We start from the raw sequence: 16,886 nt of genomic DNA on the forward strand, positions 1-16,886 counted from the left end.
GCGCTGCGTATTTTGTACGCATAGCCGTCCGTCTCCGGCCACATTCAAGGACCACAGCCAATGAACGCCCTCAGCCGCACTGCCATGGCCGAGCTACTGCGCGGTATCGATGAAGTCGAATGCGTGACCCCGGATCTGAACGGTGTACCGCGTGGCAAGGTGATGACCACCGAAGGTTTTCTTGAAGGCCGGCGTTTGCAGCTGGCCCGCGGTGTGCTGCTGCAGTGCATCATGGGCGGTTACCCGCCACCGCGTTTCTATGGCGGCGACGACGGCGACCTGGCGCTGAATGCCGAGCCGACCCAGGTCCACCGCCTGCCCTGGAGCGATCCGCCGCGTGCGCTGGCGATCTGCGATGCCGATGAGCTTGATGGTCGCAGCTCCGGCTTGTCGACCCGAGGCCTGCTCAAGCAGGTGGTGGCGAACTATGCGGCTCATGGTTGGCAGCCCGTGGTGGCAACCGAGTTGGAATTTTTCGTGTTTGCGCCTAACCCTGATCCGCAGCAGGCGTTTCAGCCGCCCGTAGGCCTGGATGGTCGGCGCGAGGACGGCGGCAGTGCCTTCAGCATCAGCTCGAATAACGGTCTGCGGCCGTTCTTCAGTGAGGTCTATCGGTGTATGGCTGCGCTGGAATTACCGCGCGATACCTTTATGCACGAGATGGGCGTCAGTCAGTTCGAGATCAATCTGCTACATGGTGACCCCGTGCAGTTGGCCGATCAGACCTTCCTGTTCAAACACCTGCTCAAGGAGGTCGCCCTCAAGCATGGGCTGACAGTGGTGTGCATGGCCAAGCCGCTGGCCCATACCGCGGGTAGCTCCATGCACATTCACCAGAGTGTGGTTGAGCGGGACAGTGGCAGTAATATCTTCAGTGCTGCGGACGGCCAGGCGACGCCAGCTTTCTATCACTTCATCGCCGGCCAGCAAGCGGCGCTGGCGGACTTCACCCTGCTGTTCGCGCCGCATGTGAACTCCTATCAGCGGCTTTGCCATCCTTTTGCGTCGCCGAATAATGCCTGTTGGTCGGAAGATAACCGCGCTGCAGGTTTGCGGATTCCAGCCAGTGCGCCGGTGGCGCGACGGGTAGAGAACCGCCTGCCAGGTGCCGATGCCAACCCCTATCTGGCATTGGCCGCTAGCTTGGCTGCCGGTCTCCATGGCCTTGAGCAGCAGTTGCAGCCAAGTGCGCCGATCCAGGGAGAGTTCGAGGTGCCAGATAAATTGACGCTACCCTGTACCATGCATGCCGCTATCGAGCGTCTGAGAAATAGTCGATTAGCCGTAGAACTGTTTGGTGAGGAATTCATCGAAGGCTACATCGCCAGCAAGACCCTGGAATTAAGCAGTTACTTTGACGAGATCACGCCTTGGGAGCGGCGCATTCTCGCCGCCCAGGCCTAATTCAATAACCTGAGTAATCCGCATTGCAGTCAAGTGCCATGAGCAGGCACGAGGGGCAATGCATTCGGGCTTTGCGTCCTGCGCTGTATGTTCCATACATGTATTAATTTGTGCGGTTATCGCCGCCGCGCCGTTCGTATTGAGCGGTTCCGTTGTCCATCAGGAGTTATTCGCAGAGTCATGCGCCTTATCTGGAAGTCTTTTCGTTCGTTGTATTTTGCCACCCTGTTGATGCTGCTGGGCTCGGGTCTATTGAGTACCTACCTGGCGTTGCGCTTGTCTGAAACGGTGGACGGTCTATGGGTGGGTGCCTTGATGGCAGCCAACTATATCGGCCTGGTACTAGGCGGCAAGCTGGGACACCGGCTGATCGGTCGGGTCGGGCATATTCGCGCTTATGTGGCCTGTGCCGGGGTTGTTACGGCTGCCGTGCTGGGTCATGGCCTGACTGACTGGTTGCCTGCCTGGCTGCTGCTGCGCATGCTGGTGGGTCTGGCCATGATGTGCCAGTACATGGTGATCGAGAGCTGGCTCAATGAGCAGGCGGAAACCAGCCAGCGCGGTCAGGTCTTTTCCGGCTATATGGCTGCTTCCTACCTGGGATTGATTCTCGGGCAGTTGGTATTGGTAGTCCATCCGACCCTTGGCCTCGAACTGCTGATGCTGGTGGCGCTGTGTTTTGCCCTGTGCCTGGTGCCCGTGGCATTGACCCGCAGGTTACACCCGGCGCCCATGCGTCCAGCTTCACTGGAGTTGCGCTTTTTTATCAAACGGGTGCCTTTGTCGCTGACCACCATTGGCGTTGCCGGCTTGATGATTGGCTCGTTCTATGGTTTGGCGCCGCTCTATGCGACTCGCATGGGCTTATCCACTGAGCAGGTCGGTCTGTTCATGGGTAGCTGCATTTTTGCCGGTTTGGTGGTGCAGTGGCCGCTCGGCTGGCTGTCGGATCGCTATGATCGGGCTGGCCTGATCCGTGGCTGTGCGGTGCTATTGGCTCTGGCGGCACTGCCTCTGGCCTTGATGCCCGCAGCGGACTTATGGGTATTGCTCGGTGTCGGTTTCGTCATCGGGTTGTTGAAGTTCAGCCTCTACCCTCTGGCCGTGGCTTTTGCCAACGACCATGTCGAGGGCGAGCTGCGCGTCTCGCTGACTGCCATGCTGCTGGTTACCTTCGGTATCGGCGCCAGTATTGGCCCATTGTTGGCTGGCGTATTGATGCGCTTTTTTGGCGCCAACATGCTGTATGCCTTCATCTGTTGCTCGGCCCTGATTCTGATCTGGCGAGTGCGCCCGGATAAAGTCAGTCACCTGCACCAGGTCGACGATGCGCCACTGCATCACATTGCGATGCCGGACAACATGACCAGCTCACCCCTGGTTGCTGCCCTTGATCCACGGGTCGACGAGCAGGTCGTGCAGGATCAGATGCTCGACGGCAATGCCGCCGAGATGCCCGCCGCTGGAGCGGTTGATGGTGTCGATCCGGATGAGCAGGCACCACGGCCGTGACGCCGTTACTCAGCGTGATTATCCCGGTGCGCAATGAGGCGGCGGCGCTGCCTTTGTTGCTGGCTGATCTGGCGCCGTTGCGTGCGGCGGGTGCTCAGCTGATTGTGGTGGATGGTGGCAGCAGCGACGCAACTTGCGCGTTGGCGGCTATGCAGGCTGACCAGGTGCTCGAGGCGAGCGCGGGGCGCGCCCGGCAAATGAACGCCGGCGCCGCAAACGCGGTATCTGAGTATCTGTGGTTCGTGCATGCCGACACCCGGGTCAGCGCTGAGTCAATTCAGCGCTTGTTGGCGGCATTGGCTGAGCGACCGATCTGGGGGCGTTTCGATGTGCGTTTGTCGGGTAGTGGCCTGGCTTTGCGCGTGATCGGTACGATGATCAATCTGCGCTCGCGGTTGACGGGTGTGGCATCGGGCGATCAGGCGATCTTTGTCGCCCGCGAGTCGTTTGCAGCACTGGGTGGTTATGCGGATATCCCCTTGATGGAAGACATCGAGCTCAGCAGGCGCCTGAAGCAACGAGTGCGTCCATGTTGCTTGCGCCCTGCGCTGTCAACATCAAGCAGGCGCTGGGAGCAAAACGGCATTTGGCGTACCGTGTTGTTGATGTGGCGTCTGCGGCTGGCCTACTACTGTGGCGCCAGCCCTGACCAGTTGGCGCAGCAGTATCATCGAGGGCCACCGCAATGAATCTGTCTATTTCGTTACACATGCTGGCACGTGCGCCTGTACCCGGTCGGGTCAAAACCCGGCTGATTCCTGTGCTGGGCGACGAGGGCGCATGCGATCTGCAACGACTGTTGCTTGAGCGCGCACTGCAGCTTCCCCCGGAGGGGTTCAGTCAGCGGTTTTTGTGGCTGGATGATATCCCTGATGTCGAGCTGCAGGCGCTTGCCGCCCGGTTGAACTGGACGCTGGTTGAGCAGCCCGCTGGCGACCTGGGTGAGCGCATGCGCCTTATCGCGACCTTGGGTCTGGTGGAAAGCGATGCCGTGGTGCTGATCGGCAACGACTGCCCGGCACTGGATGGCGACTACCTCAGCGCTGCTTGCGCAGCCTTGCACGGGCAGCCGGTAGTCGTGGGGCCAGCCGAGGATGGTGGTTATGTGCTGCTCGGCTTGCGCTGCGTCGATCACGTGCTGTTCCACGCCATACCCTGGGGAACCGACCAGGTGTTGAGCATGACCTGCGAGCGACTGCAGCAGCTGGACTGGGGGCATCAGCTATTGCCGGCCTTATGGGATGTTGATCGCCCTGAAGACCTGCCGCGCCTGGCGACACTGGGTATTCGGGTCGAGGTCTGAGCGATCGTTCGCGGCCAGTTGGTCGTCCTTCTTCCCTCTGGTGGGGCCGCACGCCTAGACAAACACAGTGATCTCCTGTTTGTTGTGGTCGCTGCGTCATTCGCGGCCAAGCCCCTCCCACAAGAGCGCTACCGCACCGTAGGAGGGGCCTTGGCCGCGAGCCGTAGAATTACCCGGTTAGCTCGCGTGGTGATTTAGGCGGTGCGCCACGATAACGGTGGCTGCTAGAACAAACCGTCGCTATCGAAGCGGCGGGCATCACGCTGCAGTTGGTAGACGAAGCGCTCAACCTGACGTTGCACCAGGCCGCTCATGCGATGGAAGCGAACGCCAGCAAAGGTCGTGTCGAGACTCTCTGCATACTCCACGTGGCGCAGCTCTACGGCAGTCATCATCGCGCCGAAGGGCAGGTTGGCGGTAAAGCGCTCATACACCTGACCTGAATGCAGGCTGCCCGCGACATTGCCTGGCAAGCGCAACTTGCAGCCTGTGGCGGAAATATCCAGCAGTTGCCCTGTGATGGGGCTGCGCAACTTGGCGCCGGCCAGTTCGATCTTGACCAGTTCGGATTGCTTGATTGGTGCCCTGTAGGCATTGCGACGCTGGTAGTAATGCACTTCTTCGGGTATCGGGCTGTAGTAGCAGCGCGCGCCCTGATGTTCTTCTATCTTTACCGGCTGCAGGCATTGCCAGGCCACCCGCACGCCTTCATGGAACGCCTCGATGTTAAAGGGTTCGCCATTTTGCAGAAAGCGCTCAGCATTGTTCGGGATCATTTCGTCAAGAATCAGACGGTTCTTGTCGCGATCAATTTCGATCAGGTAGCTCTGGAAACGTTGGCTGCGCTCGTGGAAGGTGATGACCAGCGGGTCGTGGTGCTGTTGCAGCTGACGCAGATTGGCGACGATTTCCACGGGGGCTTTGAGAACCTTCGGTGGTTGCGGGCCATCATCCTCGGAAAAGGGGTTGGACACGGTCCAGAAATCTCCAGGCAAGTACGATGACGCTAGGATGCCGGCCTTGTGGCAGCATTTCCCTGTGCCTTGTTATAAGTGTTCAGGCCTGACTAAGCGGGCGCTGCTGGGCGATTCTAGCGGTACTGCCGCGGCTGTCATAGAGGCTGGGGGTTTCGCCGCCACGAAGAATGCCGAGCATGGTGCGGGCTGAGGTCTGGTTGGAACGAATCAGGCGGCCATTACGCAAGTTGCCCGCTTGGCAGCGTTCTAGCAGCGCCTGCAACTGGTCGCCGCGCTCAAGCAGTTCGGCGCCTTGGCTGGAGCTGGAGCGTTCGGCAAGGGCTTGCAGGCCGGCGCGATCCGCGCTCAGTTGCAGACTGATCAACAGTTGACTGCGCGTCCGTCCGTGTTGGTCGAGTTTTATCAGTAGCGGTTGTTTGTTTTCCAGAATGCTTTGCAGGCGAACCAGATCGCGCTCGCCGAGGGCCTGGAATTCGTCATCGAGCAGTTCGAGCAATTGCTCGGCGCTGCCGATATCGTCGTTGAAAAGCTCAAGCAAGGTGGTGTCGTGCATAGCAGGCTCTCAGATGTTAGCGGGCCGTAGCAGCGCTACTGTCCCGTAAGGCTAACACCCCGGCGCTGCCTTGAGCAGGCTGTTGAAGAACTAGCTGCGTGGGCGCTACGGCGTTAAAAATGTCCTAGAGTGCGAGCCCCGTCAAAATGCTCTTTTACAGCAGTAAACTCGCGTGCGGATCAAATCCGCCTTTTCGGCTATTTTTGCCTCGCCTACGCTTTTCAACTGTCTACCAGACTAGCGCTGGGATTCGAAGTCGAGCAGCTTGCTGGCAACGCGCTGGCTGTCGACCTGGTAACTGCCGTCAAGTATCGCCTGCTTGAGTTGCGCAACACGCTCTTTGTCGACGGTTGGCTGGTCAGCGAGTTTTTCACTGATTTTTTGCAATTGCTGCGCTTCGCGACTGAACTGCACGGACTCACCGCTCTTGCTGGCGTCTGCCTGCTGGGGTGACGGGCTAGTCGGCTTTTCGCTGATGGCTTCATTTCGGCCACCAGACTGAGCGCCGCCCACACGCCCTGAATTGACAGGGGTAGTGGCGTTGTTTAGCCGGTTGAAGTCGATGACCATGATGCAAAACCTCGAACAGTGTTTGGACGCTTGCCAGGTTCTCGGCGGTGTCTGCAGAAACTTTAGAGAAAAAACCTGTTTTTCGACAATCCGTTTTTCAATTAACAGTTTAGCCGCTGTGTGAAAGAGCGCCAGAAAGCCGACTCAGGCGCAATATGCCAGAAACCATAGCGATAATCGTGCCGTGTATCACGGCTACATGGCGACTTCGACTTGGCCCGGGCCTATTACCCGTGCCTTGACTACCCGTTTTGAACGTTGGTTGCGCACACTGATCTGTTTGCCGATGGCTCCGTCCGACAAGGCTTCGCCGGGCATGCGCACGCTCATGTTACCGCTGCGCGCGCTGATCACCACCTGATCGCCTTTGCGGATCACCTCGGCCTGTTCGACGTTTGCTGGCGCCAATACCTGGTCCGGCTGCAGTGGGCGCGTCAGTTTTTTGCCGAGCGCCTGCTTGAGGCCTGTCAGATAGCCTTGATTAAGCAGGCCCACGTCACGCTCTACCAGGCTCACGTCCATCTCTGACAGTACAGCCTCACGCTTTAGCGGACGGATGGCGATGACCACTTCGCGGAACAGTCTCACCTGTCCTGGCACGAAAACCGTCCAGGGCGAGCTGCCGTCACAGCGTACCCGCATGGTGACACGGCCAATCGGTTGGGCAGGGCTTTCCAGGGTGGTAGTCAATTCCTTGTCGCACAGTGGCAGGCGTAAACGAGGGTCAATACGGTTGATTTGAACCTCATGCCGGCCTTGAATTTCGCTGCGCTGCAGGTAATCAACCACCGCCTGTTCAAGAAAACTCTGGGTGGTGCCGATAAGCTGTTCAGGCGTGGTTGCCGCCGCAGGTGCTACGGGGCTGTAGCCGAGCGCGAGCAAAGCAGGTAAAACTGCTAGCCAATAACGGCCTCTTGTCGGTAGGTGTTGATGCCTATGCCGATGAAGGTGTCTGAAAATTGTCGTTTCTGCGTTCATGACGAATGAGTAGCAAGGCGCGTGCCGCCTGCTACGCTTTGTATAACGTGCGAGACTCAAAACAGAGAGGTTTGGGCATGGCCGGTGTAATGGATTCGGTTAACCAACGCACGCAGTTGGTTGGGCAGAACCGTTTGGAGTTGCTGTTGTTCCGCCTTGATGGCGGACAGCTTTATGGCATTAACGTGTTCAAGGTGAAGGAGGTGTTGCAATGCCCCAAGCTCACCATCATGCCCAAGTCCAGCCCGGTCGTACGAGGGGTTGCGAGTATTCGAGGGGGCACCATCCCTATTCTTGACCTGTCCATGGCGACAGGGCGGCCGCTGCTGCAAGATTTGAAGAACAGCTTCGTCATCATCACCGAATACAACACCAAGATTCAGGGTTTCCTGGTTCATTCAGTTGAGCGCATCGTCAACATGAACTGGGAGGAGATCCATCCACCACCCAAGGGTGCGGGGCGTGATCACTACCTCACGGCAGTGACTCGTCTGGACAATGAGCTGGTAGAAATCCTCGATGTGGAGAAAATTCTCGCCGAGGTAGCGCCGACTTCTGAGGTGATTTCTGCCGGGGTCGTCGATGCACAGACCCAGAGCAAGGCGCTTACCAAGCACGTATTGATAGTCGATGACTCATCCGTTGCGCGTAAGCAGGTGATTCGCTGCCTGCAAACCGTAGGTGTTGAGGTCACGGCGCTGAACGATGGGCGGCAGGCCCTGGATTACCTGCGCAGCATGGCAGACGAGGGCAGGCACCCCGACCAGGAACTGTTGATGCTGATTTCCGACATTGAAATGCCGGAAATGGATGGCTATACCCTGACTGCAGAGATCCGCAGCGATGCGCGGATGCAGAAGTTGCACATCCTCCTGCATACTTCGCTTTCCGGGGTATTCAATCAGGCCATGGTAAAGAAGGTCGGCGCCAATGATTTCCTTGCCAAATTTCGTCCTGATGACCTGGCGTCGCGGGTGGTTGCACGCATCAACGAGGTCGATCAGGGGCTTTGAAAGCAGGTCGCTCCTGCGCAGGCCAAGAAAAACAGAAGATCGGGCCGCCGACCGTGCGGTGGCCTTTTTTAGCAACCGAGCATGAGGTGTTAAACCCGTTTTTAATGCTCTACCTGTGAATCAAGCCGCTTTTATACGGCTCGACAATAGGGCGAAGGGTGCATCTTTCACTGCAACACTTTGATTGGCGAGGCCTGGCTAGTGTCTTCAGGTAATTTGGATTTTGAGCAGTTCCGGACCTTCCTGGAAAAAGCCTGTGGCATTTTGCTGGGCAGCAATAAGCAGTACCTGGTGTCGAGCAGGCTGAACAAGCTGCAGGAGCAACACGGGATCAAAACCCTGGGTGAATTGGTACAGCGCATGCAAAGCCAGCCGCGCAGCGGTTTGCGCGAGCTGGTGGTGGATGCCATGACCACCAACGAAACGCTGTGGTTCCGTGATACATACCCTTTTGAAGTGCTAAAAAAACGGGTGTTGCCCGAGTTGATCAAGGCCAATCCGAGCCAGCGTCTGCGCATCTGGTCGGCCGCCTGTTCCTCGGGGCAGGAGCCGTATTCCCTGTCGATGAGCATTGATGAGTTCGAAAAAACCAATATCGGTCAGCTTAAGGCAGGTGTGCAAATTGTGGCCACCGACCTGTCGCCGTCGATGCTGGCCAATTGCAAGTCTGGTGAGTACGACAGCCTGGCGATGGGCCGGGGGCTGTCACAAGAACGCTTGCAGCGATACTTCGATCCCCAGGGTCCGGGGCGCTGGATTGTCAAACCTGCGATCAAGAGCCGTGTTGAGTTTCGTCCGCTGAACCTGATGGACAGTTACGCCAGCCTGGGTAAGTTCGATATTGTGTTTTGCCGTAACGTGTTGATCTATTTTTCTGCCGACATGAAGAAAGACATTCTCACGCGCATTCATGCCATGTTGAAGCCAGGTGGTTACTTGTTCCTTGGTGCGTCCGAGGCGCTCAATGGCCTGCCCGAAAAGTACCAGATGGTGCAGTGCAGCCCAGGGATTATCTACCAGGCGAAGTGAGTCCGGGTTCGAATATTAAACGGGAGGCCAGTGGCCTCCCGTTTTTGTTGGTGGCAATACTGAGCAGCCTTTTGTAGGAGCGGGGCGCGCCCAGGGCCATGCCCGCGAAACGCATCGCGGGCATGGCCCGCTCCTACAGATTCCCACAAGCCGGCAGACGCAATTGCCCCCCAGCTTGCTGCGCGGCAGCGCGGCGTCTGGACGGCGGGCGACCTCCTACAGGCGCACGGCCAAATCTTCCGCCACGTTGAGACTTGGGGGCGGCAAGGCGTTGGGTCGATTGCCGCTTTGTTTGCCAAAGGGCGGAAAAGCCTTGCCGCTTGGCTGCGCTTGTAGGCTTTAAAATTATATAAGCTATTGAAATATAACAAATAATTTAAATGGCACGACCTTTGCTAAATGTCTTGTACGCAAACCAGACAAGCCCAATGGCAAAGGTTTCTGACCATGAGCATCAGCTTCGATAGCGCACTCGGCATTCATGAAAAGGCACTTGGCTTTCGCGCCCAGCGTGCCGAGGTCTTGGCCAACAACATCGCCAACGCCGATACGCCTCACTACAAGGCGCGTGATCTCGATTTCGCCTCGGTGCTGGCTGAGCAGAGTGCCAATACCCAGCGTGGTTCGGCAGGCCTGGCGCGCACCAACAACCGGCACATCGCCGCAGAGGGTATGGCCATGGGCAGCGCCAGCCTGGCCTACCGCATTCCCTCGCACCCCTCGATCGATCAAAACACCGTTGACGTGCAGGTCGAGCAGTCTTCCTACGCGGAAAACGCGGTGAATTTCCAGGCCAGCTTTACCTTTCTCAACAGCAAATTCAAAGGGCTGGTCAGCGCCCTGCGCGGCGACTAAAGGAGCCATGCCATGTCACTAGCCAGTGTTTTCAATATCGCCGGAACCGGCATGAGTGCCCAGAGCACTCGCCTGAATACCATCTCCAGCAACATCGCCAACGCCAACACGGTGTCGTCGAGCGTCGACCAGACCTACCGCGCTCGCCACCCGGTATTCGCCACCATGTTCCAGCAGTCCATGGGCGATGGCAGCGGTTCGTTGTTCGCCGAACAGGACCAGGCGGGCAGCGGCGTACAGGTACTGGGTATCGTCGAGGATCAGAGCGATCTGGTGCCGCGCTACGAGCCCAACCATCCGGCGGCTGATGAGGGCGGATATGTGTATTACCCCAACGTCAATGTGGTCGAAGAGATGGCCGATATGATCTCCGCCAGTCGGGCATTCCAGACCAACGTCGAGATGATGAACACGGCCAAACAAATGTTGCAGCGCGTACTGACCCTGGGTCAGTAAATCGCACGAAGGGGATACGGCATGAGTACGGTAAACGGCGTCAGTTCAGCGCTTGATCAATATCAAATCAAGAGCGACACCACGGCCAATAAAGAATTGGGCAAGAACGAGTTTCTCAACTTGCTGGTGGCGCAACTGAATAATCAGAACCCACTGGAGCCGCAGAGCAATGGCGAGTTCATCGCCCAGTTGGCGCAATTCAGCCAGGTTGAAGGCATCGAGAAGCTCAACTCCAGTATGGGTTCGCTGCTCTCCGGTTATCAGTCTTCCCAGGCGCTGCAGGCCTCGTCCCTGGTTGGGCGCAAGGTGATCATTCCGACCGACAAGGCCGTGGTCGATACCAGCGAGAGTTTCAAGGCCAGCATGGTATTGCCGACCAGCAGCAGCAACGTCTACGTCAATGTCTACGACAACGCCGGGTCGGTGGTGAACCGGATCAATATGGGCGAGCAGGCCGCCGGCAATGTCAGCTTTATCTGGGACGGCAAAAACGCCAGCGGCAATCAGTTGCCGCCCGGCACCTACAAGTTCGAGGCGCAGGCCACTTACGAAGGCGAGACCAAGGCGCTTTACACCATGCTCCCGGCCAACGTCGACAGCGTGGTATTGGGCGGCAGCGAGTTGATGCTCAACCTTGCAGGGCTTGGCAGTGTGCCGCTCTCCCAGGTGCAGGTCATCGGTCAGTAATTTCAAGGTTTTAATCGCCGGCCATCCCGGCAAAGGAGCATTCCATGGCGTTCAATATCGGTCTTAGCGGCCTGCGCGCGGCTACCAGCGACCTCAACGTGACCGGCAACAACATCGCCAACGCCGGTACTGCAGGCTTCAAGCAGTCGCGTGCGGAGTTTTCCGATGTGTATGCGGCCTCGGTGAATGGCTCCGGCAAGAATGCGCAGGGGAGCGGCGTGCTCCTGAGTAACGTCTCGCAGCTGTTCAATCAGGGCAATATCAACTACACGCAAAACTCCCTGGACCTGGCGATCAACGGCAACGGCTTCTTTCAGACCAGCAACAATGGCGAGGTCAGCTACACCCGTGCCGGCTATTTCGGTACTGACCGTGAAGGCTTCATGGTCAACAACTTCGGCTACAAGCTGCAAGGCTATGCGGTCGATGGTAGCGGCAACCTGCAGAATGGCGTGATCAGCGATCTGCGCATCGAAACCGCAAGTCAGGCGCCGAAGGCGACCTCGACGTTGAATCAGACGTTTAACCTGAATTCGACCAATACGGTGCCTGCGAATGCCATTTTCGATCCCACAGATCCGACCACTTACAATTCGTCCACCTCGACCAACGTCTACGACTCCCAGGGTAATGCCCATGTACTGACCCAGTATTTCGTCAAGACTGGCGCCAACCAGTGGCAGATGAATGTGCTGATCGATGGGCGTAATCCGGCGGATCCGACATCCACTGCGCCGTACTCGATGGCTGCCAGCTTTACTCCCAGTGGACAGCTAGATACCAGCAGCCTGACGTCCAGCCCCGCTTTCACCGTCGACGCTATTGGGCGCTTCTCTTTGAATGATTGGGTGCCCGCTGCCTCAGATGGTGGCCAGCCTCCGGTATGGTCGGGCAATGGCGCGAATGCCAACGCTGACGGCATCCTGGTCGATATGCGCAACTCTACTCAGTTCTCCAGCTCTTTCGCGGTCAACGCCGTCAGTCAGGACGGCTACACAACCGGCCAGCTGGCGGGTCTGGAGATTGATGACACCGGGGTGATTTTCGCCCGTTACACCAACGGCCAATCCAATGTGCAGGGGCAGGTGATTCTGGCCAGCTTCGCCAACGTGCAGGGCCTGACGCCGGTGGGTAAAACTGCCTGGGTGCAATCCTTCCAGTCTGGCGAACCGGTGGTTGGCACGCCGCGCAGCGGCACCCTCGGCGCCTTGCAGTCCGGCGCCCTTGAAGACTCCAACGTCGAACTGTCTGACCAGTTGGTCAACCTGATCGTCGCTCAGCGCAACTACCAGGCCAACGCCAAGACCATCGAGACTGAAAGCTCGATTACCCAGACCATCATCAACCTGCGCTGATAAGGTGCGGCGGTAGTTGTTTGGAATGGCGATGGCAGGAGTATTGAGCTGGCTGCCACCTTGCCTGCAGTGCGCTGTTGCGCTTGTGGGAGGGGCCTTGGCCGCGAACAATGTCTGGAGCAATCTCCAGTCGCGGACAAGTCCCCTCCCACAAAAACGCCTCAGAGCCCCGGGCATTGAAGGTCTGCGGCATCGTAGGGTGGATGGCGCTCTACCCATCCACCAATAGCGAAGGTGGATGAAAAAGGCGTCAGCTACGCGCCCCGATCCACCCTATAGCGCTCTCGTAGATCCTGGATGAGCTCCAGTGTGATCCGGGGAGTGTATTCCCGGATTGCGCCAAGGCTTATCCAGGCTACGAAACTGCGCTGGCTGTTGCAGAAAGTTCTGGTGAATGTCCGCGACCTGTAGGAGCCAGCTTGCTGGCGATCAGTGCCAGATTGCAAGATCGCCAGCAAGGACTAGGCGTCCCCGGCGCCTACAGCGGTGGCAGGCAATGGCTTTGCCGTCGGCGGCAATATCTCGCCGACCTCATCTTTAAAGGCTCCTCGTGGGGCCTTTTCTTCATTCTAAAATCTAATATTTTTCAATGTCTTATGGTTATTAATCGAGACTGGCACGCCGCTTGCTTTGTTACTTTGCATAGAGCAGCGGGCATTACGCCCACCTCGGAGGATAACCATGGACAAGATGCTGTACGTCTCCATGACTGGAGCTCACAACAACAGCCTGGCCCAGAGTGCCCACGCCAATAACCTGGCGAACATCTCGACCAGCGGTTTTCGTCGCGATTTTGCACAGGCGCGTTCGATGCAGGTTTTCGGCGACACGCTGCCGGCGCGGGTCTATGCATTGACCGAGCGACCCGGTACTGACTTCACGCCTGGCACCCTGCAGGAAACCGGCCGCGATCTGGATGTAGCGATTGGCGGGCGCGGTTGGCTGGCCGTGCAGGCAGCCGACGGCAGCGAAGCGTATGTGCGTACCGCTAGCCTGAATATTGACGCCTTGGGCGTGCTGCGCACCGGCAACGGCTTGCCGGTGATGGGCAACGGCGGACCGATTGCCGTACCGCCAGAGCAGAAGATCGAAATCGGCTCGGACGGCACCATCAGTATTCGCGCCCTCGGCGAAGGCCCTAGCGTGCTGGCCGAAGTCGACAGGTTGAAGCTGGTCAACCCTGACCTGAAACAGATGGAGAAGGGCACCGACGGCCTGATCCGCTTCAAGGGTGTGGGGCCGGTGCAGGCAGACGCCACCGTGCAGGTGACCTCCGGTTTTCTCGAGTCGAGCAACGTCAATGCGGTGGAGGAGATGACCTCCATCCTCGCCTTGTCCCGCCAGTTCGAGCTGCAAGTGAAGATGATGCGCACCGCCGAAGACAATGCGGCCGCTGTGGCGCGGGTTTTGCAAATTAGCTAATTACCAGCACGCAGCGCCTTGAAAATGGCGCTCGAGGAGAATCTCTATGCTTCCGGCACTGTGGGTCAGCAAGACCGGTCTGTCCGCTCAGGACATGAACCTGACCACCATTTCCAACAACCTGGCCAACGTCTCGACCACCGGCTTCAAGCGCGACCGTGCCGAGTTCGAGGACCTGTTGTATCAGATCCGTCGCCAGCCCGGCGGCCAGTCCAGTCAGGACAGCCAGCTGCCGTCCGGTTTGCAGTTGGGTACGGGTGTGCGCGTTGTCGGCACGCAGAAGATCTTCACCGCAGGCAGCCTGCAAACCACCGAGCAACCGCTGGACATGGCGGTCAATGGCCGCGGTTTTTTCCAGGTGCTGATGCCCGATGGTACGGTGTCCTATACCCGTGATGGCAGCTTTCACTTGAACTCGGACGGTCAGGTCGTCACCTCCAATGGCTATGCTTTGGAGCCGGCGATCGTCCTGCCTAACGAAGTACGTACCTTCACTGTTGGTGAGGACGGCACGGTGTCGGTGACCACTTCCGGCAATCCGCAGCCGCAGGTCGTGGGTAACCTGCAGACTGCCGACTTCATCAACCCGGCGGGCCTGGAAGCAATCGGCAACAACCTGTTCCTGGAAACAGCCGCCAGCGGTGCCCCTCAAGTCGGCACGCCAGGCCTCAACGGCTTGGGCACCACCCTGCAGAACACCCTGGAAAACTCCAACGTCAGCGTGGTCGAAGAGTTGGTGAACATGATCACCACCCAGCGTGCTTACGAGATGAACTCGAAAGTCATCTCCACCGCCGACCAGATGTTGGCCTTCGTCTCGCAGAATCTCTAATCCCGGCGCCGGGGCGTTACTCCGGCTCTGGCTTGATATAAAACGCCGTGAGGTAGTGGTTATGAACCGGCTGGTAATAATGTTCTCGATGCTGGGTCTGGTTGTCCTGAGTGGCTGCGTCGCGCCGCAGGCCAAACCCAATGACCCGTATTACGCACCGGTACTGCCGCGCACACCGTTGCCGGCGGAGCAGAACAACGGCTCGATTTATCAGGCCGGCTTCGAGAACAACCTGTTCGGCGACCGCAAGGCCTACCGCGTTGGCGACATCATCACCATCACCCTTAACGAGCGGACCCAGGCCAGCAAGAATGCCGGCTCGCAGATCCAGAAAGACAGCAGCGCCGATATCGGCCTGACCTCGCTGTTTGGTGGCGCGGTATCGGCGGCCAACCCGTTTACCAACAATCAGCCGCTGTCGCTGGGTGCCGAGTACAGCTCCAGCCGTGACACCAAGGGCGACAGCAAGGCGGCCCAAGGCAACAGCCTGAGCGGCTCGATCACCGTGACCGTAGCCGAAGTGCTGCCCAACGGCATTCTGGCGGTCCGCGGTGAGAAGTGGATGACCCTTAATACGGGCGATGAGTTGGTGCGGATCGCCGGGCTGGTGCGCGCCGATGACATCGCCACCGACAACACCGTGGCCTCGACGCGTATCGCCGACGCGCGCATCACCTACTCGGGCACCGGCGCCTTCGCCGACGCCAGTCAGCCGGGTTGGCTCGATCGTTTCTTCATCAGCCCGCTGTGGCCGTTCTAAGGATGACGCAGATGATGATCGTAGGAGTGGGCCATGCCCGCGAAAGCATTCACAGGGTCGGTAGCAGAATCGCGGGCATGGCCCGCTCCTACCTCTTATTGCTGTGCGTCCTGCTGAGCCTGCCGGCGCAAGCCGAACGGCTCAAGGATCTGGCCAGCATCCAGGGCGTGCGCAGCAACCAGTTGATTGGCTACGGCCTGGTCGTGGGCCTCAATGGCAGCGGCGACCAGACCACCCAGACCCCGTTCACCGTGCAGACCTTCAATAACATGATGGCGCAATTCGGTATCAAGGTGCCGCAAGGCGGCAACGTGCAGCTGAAGAACGTCGCGGCGGTGTCGATCCATGCCGACCTGCCAGCGTTCGCCCGGCCGGGGCAGACCATCGACATCACCATCTCCTCCATCGGTAACGCCAAAAGCCTGCGCGGCGGTAGCTTGCTGATGGCGCCGATGAAAGGTATCGACGGTAATGTCTACGCCATCGCCCAAGGCAACCTGGTGGTTGGTGGGTTCGATGCCGAAGGCGGCGACGGTTCGCGGATTACCGTCAACGTGCCCTCGGCGGGACGCATTCCCGGCGGTGCCACGGTTGAGCGCTCGGTGCCAAGCGGTTTCAATCAGGGCAATACCCTGACCCTCAATCTCAACCGTCCGGATTTCACCACGGCGAAGAACATCGTCGATCAGATCAATGACCTGCTTGGCCCTGGCGTCGCCCAGGCGCTCGACGGCGGCTCGATCCGCGTCAGTGCGCCGCTCGACCCGAATCAGCGGGTGGATTACCTGTCGATTCTGGAAAACCTCGAAGTCGAAGTCGGCCAGGCGGTGGCCAAGATCATCATCAATTCACGCACCGGCACCATCGTCATCGGCCAGAACGTGCGGGTGCAGCCAGCGGCCGTGACCCATGGCAGCCTCACGGTCACCATCACCGAAGACCCTATCGTCAGCCAGCCGGAAGCACTATCGGGCGGCCAGACTGCGGTGGTGCCGCGCTCGCGGGTGAACGCCGACCAGGAGGCCAAGCCGATGTTCAAATTCGGCCCCGGTACCACCCTGGATGAAATTGTCCGGGCGGTTAACCAAGTGGGCGCATCGCCCTCCGACCTGATGGCTATCCTGGAGGCGCTCAAGCAAGCCGGCGCCCTGCAGGCCGACCTGATCGTGATTTGAGGTAA

Annotated in this window: 18 protein-coding genes; 14 read left to right on the forward strand and 4 right to left on the reverse strand. The window is 58.8% G+C overall.

What is annotated here, in order from left to right; genetic code table 11:
• Window positions 1-162: 162 nt before the first annotated feature.
• From Q8K09_RS07420 to Q8K09_RS07435, 4 genes are all read left to right on the forward strand, one after another.
• On the forward strand, window positions 163-1,404 hold the full coding sequence (locus tag Q8K09_RS07420; protein WP_305254402.1) for a glutamine synthetase family protein: 1,242 nt from the start codon (window positions 163-165) through the stop codon (window positions 1,402-1,404).
• Between the two features lie 180 nt (window positions 1,405-1,584).
• Window positions 1,585-2,916, forward strand: coding sequence for an MFS transporter (locus tag Q8K09_RS07425; protein WP_305254325.1), 1,332 nt, complete (start codon window positions 1,585-1,587; stop codon window positions 2,914-2,916).
• A complete protein-coding gene (locus Q8K09_RS07430; protein ID WP_305254326.1) occupies window positions 2,913-3,605 on the forward strand; it encodes a TIGR04283 family arsenosugar biosynthesis glycosyltransferase in 693 nt (230 codons plus the stop codon). Before Q8K09_RS07425 ends, Q8K09_RS07430 begins: the two co-directional genes overlap by 4 nt.
• A complete protein-coding gene (locus Q8K09_RS07435; protein ID WP_305254327.1) occupies window positions 3,602-4,219 on the forward strand; it encodes a TIGR04282 family arsenosugar biosynthesis glycosyltransferase in 618 nt (205 codons plus the stop codon). The genes Q8K09_RS07430 and Q8K09_RS07435 overlap by 4 nt, the downstream gene beginning before the upstream one ends.
• Window positions 4,220-4,443: 224 nt before the next feature.
• Here Q8K09_RS07435 and Q8K09_RS07440 read toward each other — a convergent pair whose 3' ends face one another.
• The 4 genes from Q8K09_RS07440 to flgA all read right to left on the reverse strand — a co-directional run bounded on the left by Q8K09_RS07440 (window position 4,444) and on the right by flgA (window position 7,297).
• Complete coding sequence (locus Q8K09_RS07440; protein ID WP_305254328.1) at window positions 4,444-5,193, reverse strand: flagellar brake protein; 750 nt, start codon at window positions 5,191-5,193, stop codon at window positions 4,444-4,446.
• 82 nt (window positions 5,194-5,275) lie between these two features.
• On the reverse strand, window positions 5,276-5,749 hold the full coding sequence (locus tag Q8K09_RS07445) for a flagella synthesis protein FlgN (protein WP_305254329.1): 474 nt from the start codon (window positions 5,747-5,749) through the stop codon (window positions 5,276-5,278).
• Between the two features lie 237 nt (window positions 5,750-5,986).
• Window positions 5,987-6,319: a flagellar biosynthesis anti-sigma factor FlgM gene (flgM, locus tag Q8K09_RS07450; protein WP_305254330.1), complete on the reverse strand. Its 333-nt coding sequence runs from the start codon at window positions 6,317-6,319 to the stop codon at window positions 5,987-5,989.
• A 195-nt stretch (window positions 6,320-6,514) separates the two neighbouring features.
• Entirely contained in the window at window positions 6,515-7,297 is a 783-nt protein-coding gene (flgA, locus tag Q8K09_RS07455) for a flagellar basal body P-ring formation chaperone FlgA (RefSeq protein WP_305254331.1), read from the reverse strand.
• A 77-nt stretch (window positions 7,298-7,374) separates the two neighbouring features.
• Between flgA and Q8K09_RS07460 the strand changes: the two genes are divergently transcribed.
• The 10 genes from Q8K09_RS07460 (at window position 7,375) to Q8K09_RS07505 (ending at window position 16,881) form a co-directional block, all read left to right on the forward strand.
• Window positions 7,375-8,310 (forward strand): chemotaxis protein CheV, encoded by a 936-nt coding sequence (locus Q8K09_RS07460; protein WP_305254332.1) that lies wholly within the window; start codon window positions 7,375-7,377, stop codon window positions 8,308-8,310.
• 201 nt (window positions 8,311-8,511) lie between these two features.
• Window positions 8,512-9,339 carry a protein-glutamate O-methyltransferase CheR gene (gene cheR / locus Q8K09_RS07465; protein WP_305254333.1) on the forward strand — a complete coding sequence of 276 codons (828 nt, stop codon included), beginning with the start codon at window positions 8,512-8,514 and terminating at the stop codon, window positions 9,337-9,339.
• 447 nt (window positions 9,340-9,786) lie between these two features.
• Window positions 9,787-10,194: a flagellar basal body rod protein FlgB gene (gene flgB / locus Q8K09_RS07470; protein WP_305254334.1), complete on the forward strand. Its 408-nt coding sequence runs from the start codon at window positions 9,787-9,789 to the stop codon at window positions 10,192-10,194.
• Window positions 10,195-10,206: 12 nt separating this feature from the next.
• Window positions 10,207-10,650, forward strand: coding sequence for a flagellar basal body rod protein FlgC (gene flgC, locus Q8K09_RS07475; RefSeq protein WP_305254335.1), 444 nt, complete (start codon window positions 10,207-10,209; stop codon window positions 10,648-10,650).
• Between the two features lie 21 nt (window positions 10,651-10,671).
• Window positions 10,672-11,337, forward strand: a complete 666-nt coding sequence (gene flgD, locus Q8K09_RS07480) for a flagellar hook assembly protein FlgD (protein ID WP_305254336.1) — start codon at window positions 10,672-10,674, stop codon at window positions 11,335-11,337.
• Window positions 11,338-11,381: 44 nt separating this feature from the next.
• Window positions 11,382-12,692: a flagellar hook protein FlgE gene (gene flgE, locus Q8K09_RS07485; RefSeq protein WP_305254337.1), complete on the forward strand. Its 1,311-nt coding sequence runs from the start codon at window positions 11,382-11,384 to the stop codon at window positions 12,690-12,692.
• A 681-nt stretch (window positions 12,693-13,373) separates the two neighbouring features.
• A complete protein-coding gene (locus Q8K09_RS07490) occupies window positions 13,374-14,114 on the forward strand; it encodes a flagellar basal body rod protein FlgF (RefSeq protein ID WP_305254338.1) in 741 nt (246 codons plus the stop codon).
• Window positions 14,115-14,160: 46 nt separating this feature from the next.
• A complete protein-coding gene (flgG, locus tag Q8K09_RS07495; RefSeq protein WP_305254339.1) occupies window positions 14,161-14,946 on the forward strand; it encodes a flagellar basal-body rod protein FlgG in 786 nt (261 codons plus the stop codon).
• A gap of 61 nt (window positions 14,947-15,007) precedes the next feature.
• Window positions 15,008-15,706: a flagellar basal body L-ring protein FlgH gene (gene flgH, locus Q8K09_RS07500; protein WP_305254340.1), complete on the forward strand. Its 699-nt coding sequence runs from the start codon at window positions 15,008-15,010 to the stop codon at window positions 15,704-15,706.
• Between the two features lie 77 nt (window positions 15,707-15,783).
• The gene (locus tag Q8K09_RS07505) at window positions 15,784-16,881 is read left to right on the forward strand and encodes a flagellar basal body P-ring protein FlgI (protein WP_305254403.1); all 1,098 of its coding nucleotides are present in this window, start codon (window positions 15,784-15,786) and stop codon (window positions 16,879-16,881) included.
• Window positions 16,882-16,886 lie beyond the last annotated feature (5 nt).

The sequence above is a fragment of the Pseudomonas sp. genome, from assembly GCF_030683065.1.
In the GTDB taxonomy this organism is placed as follows: domain Bacteria; phylum Pseudomonadota; class Gammaproteobacteria; order Pseudomonadales; family Pseudomonadaceae; genus Aquipseudomonas.

Bases quoted from the DNA above. Each gene is read 5' to 3' on its own strand.
- flgD (WP_305254336.1), top strand. From the start codon at position 10,672: ATGAGTACGGTAAACGGCGTCAGTTCAGCGCTTGATCAATATCAAATC.
- Q8K09_RS07460 (WP_305254332.1), top strand. From the start codon at position 7,375: ATGGCCGGTGTAATGGATTCGGTTAACCAACGCACGCAGTTGGTTGGG.
- flgH (WP_305254340.1), top strand. From the start codon at position 15,008: ATGAACCGGCTGGTAATAATGTTCTCGATGCTGGGTCTGGTTGTCCTG.
- flgB (WP_305254334.1), top strand. From the start codon at position 9,787: ATGAGCATCAGCTTCGATAGCGCACTCGGCATTCATGAAAAGGCACTT.
- flgC (WP_305254335.1), top strand. From the start codon at position 10,207: ATGTCACTAGCCAGTGTTTTCAATATCGCCGGAACCGGCATGAGTGCC.
- Q8K09_RS07425 (WP_305254325.1), top strand. From the start codon at position 1,585: ATGCGCCTTATCTGGAAGTCTTTTCGTTCGTTGTATTTTGCCACCCTG.
- Q8K09_RS07490 (WP_305254338.1), top strand. From the start codon at position 13,374: ATGGACAAGATGCTGTACGTCTCCATGACTGGAGCTCACAACAACAGC.
- Q8K09_RS07435 (WP_305254327.1), top strand. From the start codon at position 3,602: ATGAATCTGTCTATTTCGTTACACATGCTGGCACGTGCGCCTGTACCC.
- flgM (WP_305254330.1), bottom strand. From the start codon at position 6,319: ATGGTCATCGACTTCAACCGGCTAAACAACGCCACTACCCCTGTCAAT.
- Q8K09_RS07505 (WP_305254403.1), top strand. From the start codon at position 15,784: ATGGCCCGCTCCTACCTCTTATTGCTGTGCGTCCTGCTGAGCCTGCCG.
- Q8K09_RS07420 (WP_305254402.1), top strand. From the start codon at position 163: ATGACCACCGAAGGTTTTCTTGAAGGCCGGCGTTTGCAGCTGGCCCGC.
- flgE (WP_305254337.1), top strand. From the start codon at position 11,382: ATGGCGTTCAATATCGGTCTTAGCGGCCTGCGCGCGGCTACCAGCGAC.
- flgG (WP_305254339.1), top strand. From the start codon at position 14,161: ATGCTTCCGGCACTGTGGGTCAGCAAGACCGGTCTGTCCGCTCAGGAC.
- Q8K09_RS07445 (WP_305254329.1), bottom strand. From the start codon at position 5,749: ATGCACGACACCACCTTGCTTGAGCTTTTCAACGACGATATCGGCAGC.
- flgA (WP_305254331.1), bottom strand. From the start codon at position 7,297: ATGAACGCAGAAACGACAATTTTCAGACACCTTCATCGGCATAGGCAT.